At 41.0% G+C, this 5020-nt stretch carries 7 protein-coding genes; 6 read left to right on the top strand and 1 reads right to left on the bottom strand.

Features of this window, described 5'->3' with window-relative positions:
• The 6 genes from B151_RS19135 to B151_RS0117215 all read left to right on the top strand — a co-directional run.
• On the top strand, positions 1-335 hold a 335-nt coding region (locus B151_RS19135), incomplete at its 5' end, for a multicopper oxidase domain-containing protein (protein WP_040517247.1).
• Between the two features lie 41 nt (positions 336-376).
• Positions 377-1141, top strand: coding sequence for a copper resistance protein B (locus B151_RS0117195; RefSeq protein ID WP_020404877.1), 765 nt, complete (start codon positions 377-379; stop codon positions 1139-1141).
• Between the two features lie 154 nt (positions 1142-1295).
• The gene (locus B151_RS0117200; RefSeq protein ID WP_020404878.1) at positions 1296-2378 is read left to right on the top strand and encodes a DUF2231 domain-containing protein; all 1083 of its coding nucleotides are present in this window, start codon (positions 1296-1298) and stop codon (positions 2376-2378) included.
• A gap of 34 nt (positions 2379-2412) precedes the next feature.
• Positions 2413-2910 (top strand): nuclear transport factor 2 family protein, encoded by a 498-nt coding sequence (locus tag B151_RS0117205; RefSeq protein WP_020404879.1) that lies wholly within the window; start codon positions 2413-2415, stop codon positions 2908-2910.
• Between the two features lie 8 nt (positions 2911-2918).
• On the top strand, positions 2919-3395 hold the full coding sequence (locus tag B151_RS0117210; RefSeq protein WP_245550445.1) for a c-type cytochrome: 477 nt from the start codon (positions 2919-2921) through the stop codon (positions 3393-3395).
• An 18-nt stretch (positions 3396-3413) separates the two neighbouring features.
• Positions 3414-3842, top strand: coding sequence for a nuclear transport factor 2 family protein (locus B151_RS0117215; RefSeq protein WP_020404881.1), 429 nt, complete (start codon positions 3414-3416; stop codon positions 3840-3842).
• A gap of 204 nt (positions 3843-4046) precedes the next feature.
• Here the strand turns inward: B151_RS0117215 and B151_RS0117225 are convergent.
• Positions 4047-5020 (bottom strand): dihydrolipoyl dehydrogenase family protein (locus tag B151_RS0117225; protein WP_020404883.1); only part of this gene is annotated, 974 nt, incomplete at its 5' end.

The following is a 5020-nucleotide window of genomic DNA, read 5'->3' on the forward strand; positions in this document are numbered from 1 at the left end:
ATATGTGGTCGTTTGATGGAAAAGAATTCCATGAAGTGGATGGGCCAATTGAATTCCAACAAAATGAACGCCTGCGTTTAACTCTGGTCAACGATACCATGATGGAACATCCCATTCATTTACATGGAATGTGGATGGAGTTGGAAAATGGAAATGGCAACTATAATCCGAGAAAACACACACTATTAGTACAACCGGCTCAGAGAATTTCAGCTTTGGTAACTCCACGCGATAAAGGGCGTTGGGCCTTCCATTGCCATATTCTGTATCACATGGAAATGGGAATGTTTAGAGTGGTTCAGGTAAGCGGTGAAGATGGAGGTATCTACGGATGAAATCACTAACAAAAATTAAAGTAGATTTATTATCAATTCTTATGAATGTTACCATTAAAGAAGTTCGACCAATATTAATTCTTTTGATGTTTCTATTAGTGGGTGCAAAATCGGTAACGGCCCAAAAAGCCCCGCCATTTAGCAATGATATCATGCCGGATAATAAAACCTACTTCTTTTTTCAGGCCGATCGTTTTGAATATTATTCAATTGGAGATCCAAGCCCGGTTGTTTGGGATGTCCAGGGCTATATCGGCACAGACATCCATAAATTCTGGTATAAAGCTGAAGGTGAGGCACTTACTACCGAGCAAGAAGGAGAAATGGAGTTCCAGGGTTTATATAGCCGTGCAATAACCTCCTATTTCGACTTTCAGGCTGGTTTACGATATGACCTTGCTTACAACTCCACCGACAATAACTCCAGAGGATTTGCAGTAATAGGATTTCAGGGCCTTGCTCCTTATTTATTTGAAGTGGATGGAAGTCTTCAGCTTAGTGAAGATGGAGATGTATCAGCCACTTTTGAAGGAGAAATAGACTTACTGGTTACACAAAGGTTAATTGCACAACCCCGTTTTGCTACTAATTTGGCTTTACAGGAAGTTGAAGAATGGGGGGTGGGTTCAGGAATTAACAATGTTCAACTTGGTTTCCGGCTCCGATATGAAATCCGGCGCGAATTTGCCCCTTATGTTGGTGTATCATGGAACCAGAAGCTGGGCCAAACCGCAGACTATGCTCGTCTGGAAGGTGGTGAAGATAGTACACTGGGGTTGGTAGGTGGTATCAGGATGTGGTTTTAATTCCTATACATCACATTTGATGCATAAAATTAAGATGCAGGTCTTTTAGAAAACATTTTATATAACAAAGCCCAGTATTTTGTCATAAACCTTTACATGCGCTCCTTTTAAAAAAAAAATTACTTAGAAATAATCATAAGAAAAATCAAAATAGATGATTGATTTAAATTTAATACCTGAATGGGCCCCAAACATTCACCCAATGCTGGTGCATTTTCCTATCGCATTACTGCTGATTGCTGTACTTGGCAGTTTGGTTTCCCTGTTTATCCCTGACAAATGGTGGGATGAACAAAAAAATACCGTTTTATATGTGCTTGGCGCACTTTCAGCCATCGTGGTTTATTACACGGGGCAGGCTGCAGCCGATTCGGTTTTCCTGCCATCTCAGGCACAATCGGTATTGAACAACCATGCCGACTGGGCATTTTGGACGGTATGGTATTTTGGAATATATGCATTGGCACGTATCACTCTTCACAGGTATGAAATGATGAGCAAACTAAGTCTGAGAGTTATAGCATTTGCCATTGCCCTGCCTGGACTGTTTTTCCTCTACCAAACCGGAGACCACGGCGCCAAAATGGTGTTTGGTTACGGAGCCGGTACCGGGCAGTTGATGGAGCAACAACCTACTGGTGCTTCGGCTACAACAGATAGCCTGCAACAGTCAAATTCCACCTTTAAAGTTCATGAAAATGGAAACTGGTCATGGGAGATGGGTCCCAGCGGGGTAAGTACTCTGTTGTCAGAGTTTCAGTGGCTTGTAGGGTCACCACAGGATCTCCGGCCTTCAATCGTTAATAGTGGAGACAACTCCTTGTTGAAGTTGAGTCTCCGTTCCTCTCCCAACTTTTTTATTACCCTCAAAGACTTTCTGAATGTACAAGTTGATTACTACCTCGATCTGTCTGATTTTGATGGCGAGGTGGAGCTGGTCAATCATGTGCACGATGCTCAAAATTACGATTTCGTTACTATTAGTTCCAAAGGAACCATAACGCAAGGACGAGTAATTGAAGGTGAAACTAACTTTTTTGGTGAAGAAACCTATTCGGCGAACGGGATGCTGTTTGTTCGTACGGTAGTCAATGGCACTCATTTCAGAGCATACATTAACAAAGAGATGGCTGTTCATGGCCATGGAGACGCCCCGAATGCCGGAGCTGCAGGACTTCGTCTCAATGGCTCTGGGGTTATCATCATCGATAAGGTGAGCTTGACTCAACTCGACTGAAATAAAAAAATTGAACAAAATAATCGTCATACCTATGAATAAAATCATACTCTCTTTTGTACTTCTCTTCTTCTCTTTTAGCTATTCAAGCTTCGCACAGGATATGGATCATCAAAATCATGAACACCAGAATGCCATGAAGAAAGAAACTGCAGTGAAAGAAGTTCTGAAAACCTATAAATCTGCACTTGAAAACCTGGATGTAAGCAACACTCAACACTTATTTGCTGAAGATGCTACGGTATTTGAGAATGGTAAATATGAAGGCTCTTACCAGGACTACCTTGATCATCACATAGGACCAGAACTTGGGCATTTCAAAGAATTCAGTTTCAGTGACTACAACGTTGATGTCAGATTGGAAGGCGATATTGCCGTAGCTTTCGAAACCTATAATTATCGAATAGTTATTGACGGAGAAGAACCGCGGGTAGTAGAGCGGCAGGGCGTAGCAACATCGGTACTAAAGAATTTTGACGGATCATGGAAAATAATTCAAAATCACGGTTCATCCAGAGCCATTAGAAATTAAATATAGCTTTGAGAAAAATCCTGATCACTTTAAAGCCTTTGCTACTTTTATCTTTGATACCAATGCTATTTTGGGGGTGTGGGCCTGACACAAAGAAATCGAATGAGAAATCAGATCCCTTTACTTATAAAAAAGGAAGATGGTATACTGAATTTCAATTTTCTAAAGGAAAGACTGTATTTGCGGAAAATTGTGCTCAGTGTCATGGAAATGCCGGACAGGGATTAATATCTGATTGGAAGAAACCAAACCCTGATGGTTCTTTTCCCCCTCCTCCACTCAATGGAACGGCACATACCTGGCACCATTCTACAGAAATACTGATGAAAACTATTAACGAAGGAGGTCAGCCATTAGGGGGAAATATGCCTGCATTTAAAACCGTTCTGACCGATGAAGAGAAACTTGCAGTAATTGCTTTTATTCAAAATCTGTGGGATGATGAAACCTATAATAAATGGTTGAAAATCAATAATTCTAACTAATCTATGAGCAGGATAATTATGAAAAAAATACTATCACTCAGCTTTCTACTGTTAATTTCAACCGTTTTGACCCTTGCTCAAACACCTGAAGAACTTGAAATCAGTAAAACTTTATCTGAGTTTGAAACTGCTATCGTTGAAAATAATTCTAAAGCTGCTTCCGAATTGCTTCACGATGATGTAATCATTCTCGAGGGAAGCAACAGTGAAACAAAAGAACAATATCTTTCTCACCATTTTCACTCAGATGGCAAATTTATTGGTGCAATGAATCGTGAATTAATTTCAGAACGTATTACCATCGAAGGAAATGTAGCCTGGGTCTCTTCTCAAACAAAAATGACCGGAGTCTATAATGAACGAGAAATTGATCGAACGAGTCTTGAGTTAGCAGTACTTAAGAAAGAAAATGGTGACTGGAAAATTATAGCTTTGCATTGGTCATGATATGATATTGATTTTCATTTATTTAAACTATAAAGAACAGGGGGTGGAAGCTCTCAAAAGTAACAGTAAAGAATCATCTTTTTGTGGCTTAATCACTGTTTTGGAATTAGTGCTTTCCAAAAATTAGCTTGAATCTGTCGATATTTTATGGGTCCATTCAGCAAGAATCCATTTCGTAAACATAGCCAATAGAATTGCACTTTATTAAACCGCACAACAGCTAAGCTTTTTCACGTCTTTATCAAAGGTGAGTGCCGCCAGCTTAACTCCTTCAGATAGTGTTAAATAAGGATGAAATGCTGACTTGAGTGACTGAATGGTTACGCCATGTCGAATAGTCAGGGCCAGTTCCATCAATAGTTCAGAACCTTCGGGGGCCAAAATACGGGCTCCAATCAAACGGTCGTTGTCTTTGTTACGGATCAACTTAATATAACCACGGGTATCTCTCGCTGCAATGGATCGAGGAACATTGTCAAGCGTAAGTTTCGTTGCTTGATAGTTGACTCCAGCTTCTTCTGCCTGCTGTTCATCCATACCCACACCGGCCACCTGTGGATCTGTGAAAATGACCCATGGTAAGACCGAAAAATCTGCTTTTCCATGACTGTCTCTCATCGCATTTTCAGCTGCAACTTTTCCTTCATAGGCCGCAGTGTACACGAACTGCCGTTCGCCCACTACATCGCCGGCGGCAAAGATGTTGGACATCTTGGTTCGCATGGTTTCATCCACGGGAATGTAACCGCGTATTTTAGTTTTAATTCCAACGGAATCAAGATTCAGATGCTCTGTATTTCCCTGCCTGCCGGTAGCAACCAGTATCTGATCAGCTTCGAGTTGTTTTTCTTCTCCGTTTACCGTAAAACGGATGCTTCTTTTTTTGTCTGATTTCGTTACCTCCAGAATTTCTGTGTTTGTTAAAATGGTTAATCCTTCCTCTTCCAAATACCCCGTTATAGCTGTTGCAAGTTCTTTGGGTTGATCACATAACACATGTCCTGATCGTTGCAAAACCGTTACCTCCCTTCCAAGCCGACTAAAGAGTTGAGCATTTTCCAGAGCAATATATCCGCCACCAAGAATAATGAGCTCTTCCGGGAGCTTCTCAAGTTCATAGGCTGATTCATTAGTCAGATATCCCGCCTCTTTGAGTCCGGGTATTTCAGGAATGAACG

Source organism: Gracilimonas tropica DSM 19535 (assembly GCF_000375425.1).
In the GTDB taxonomy this organism is placed as follows: domain Bacteria; phylum Bacteroidota; class Rhodothermia; order Balneolales; family Balneolaceae; genus Gracilimonas; species Gracilimonas tropica.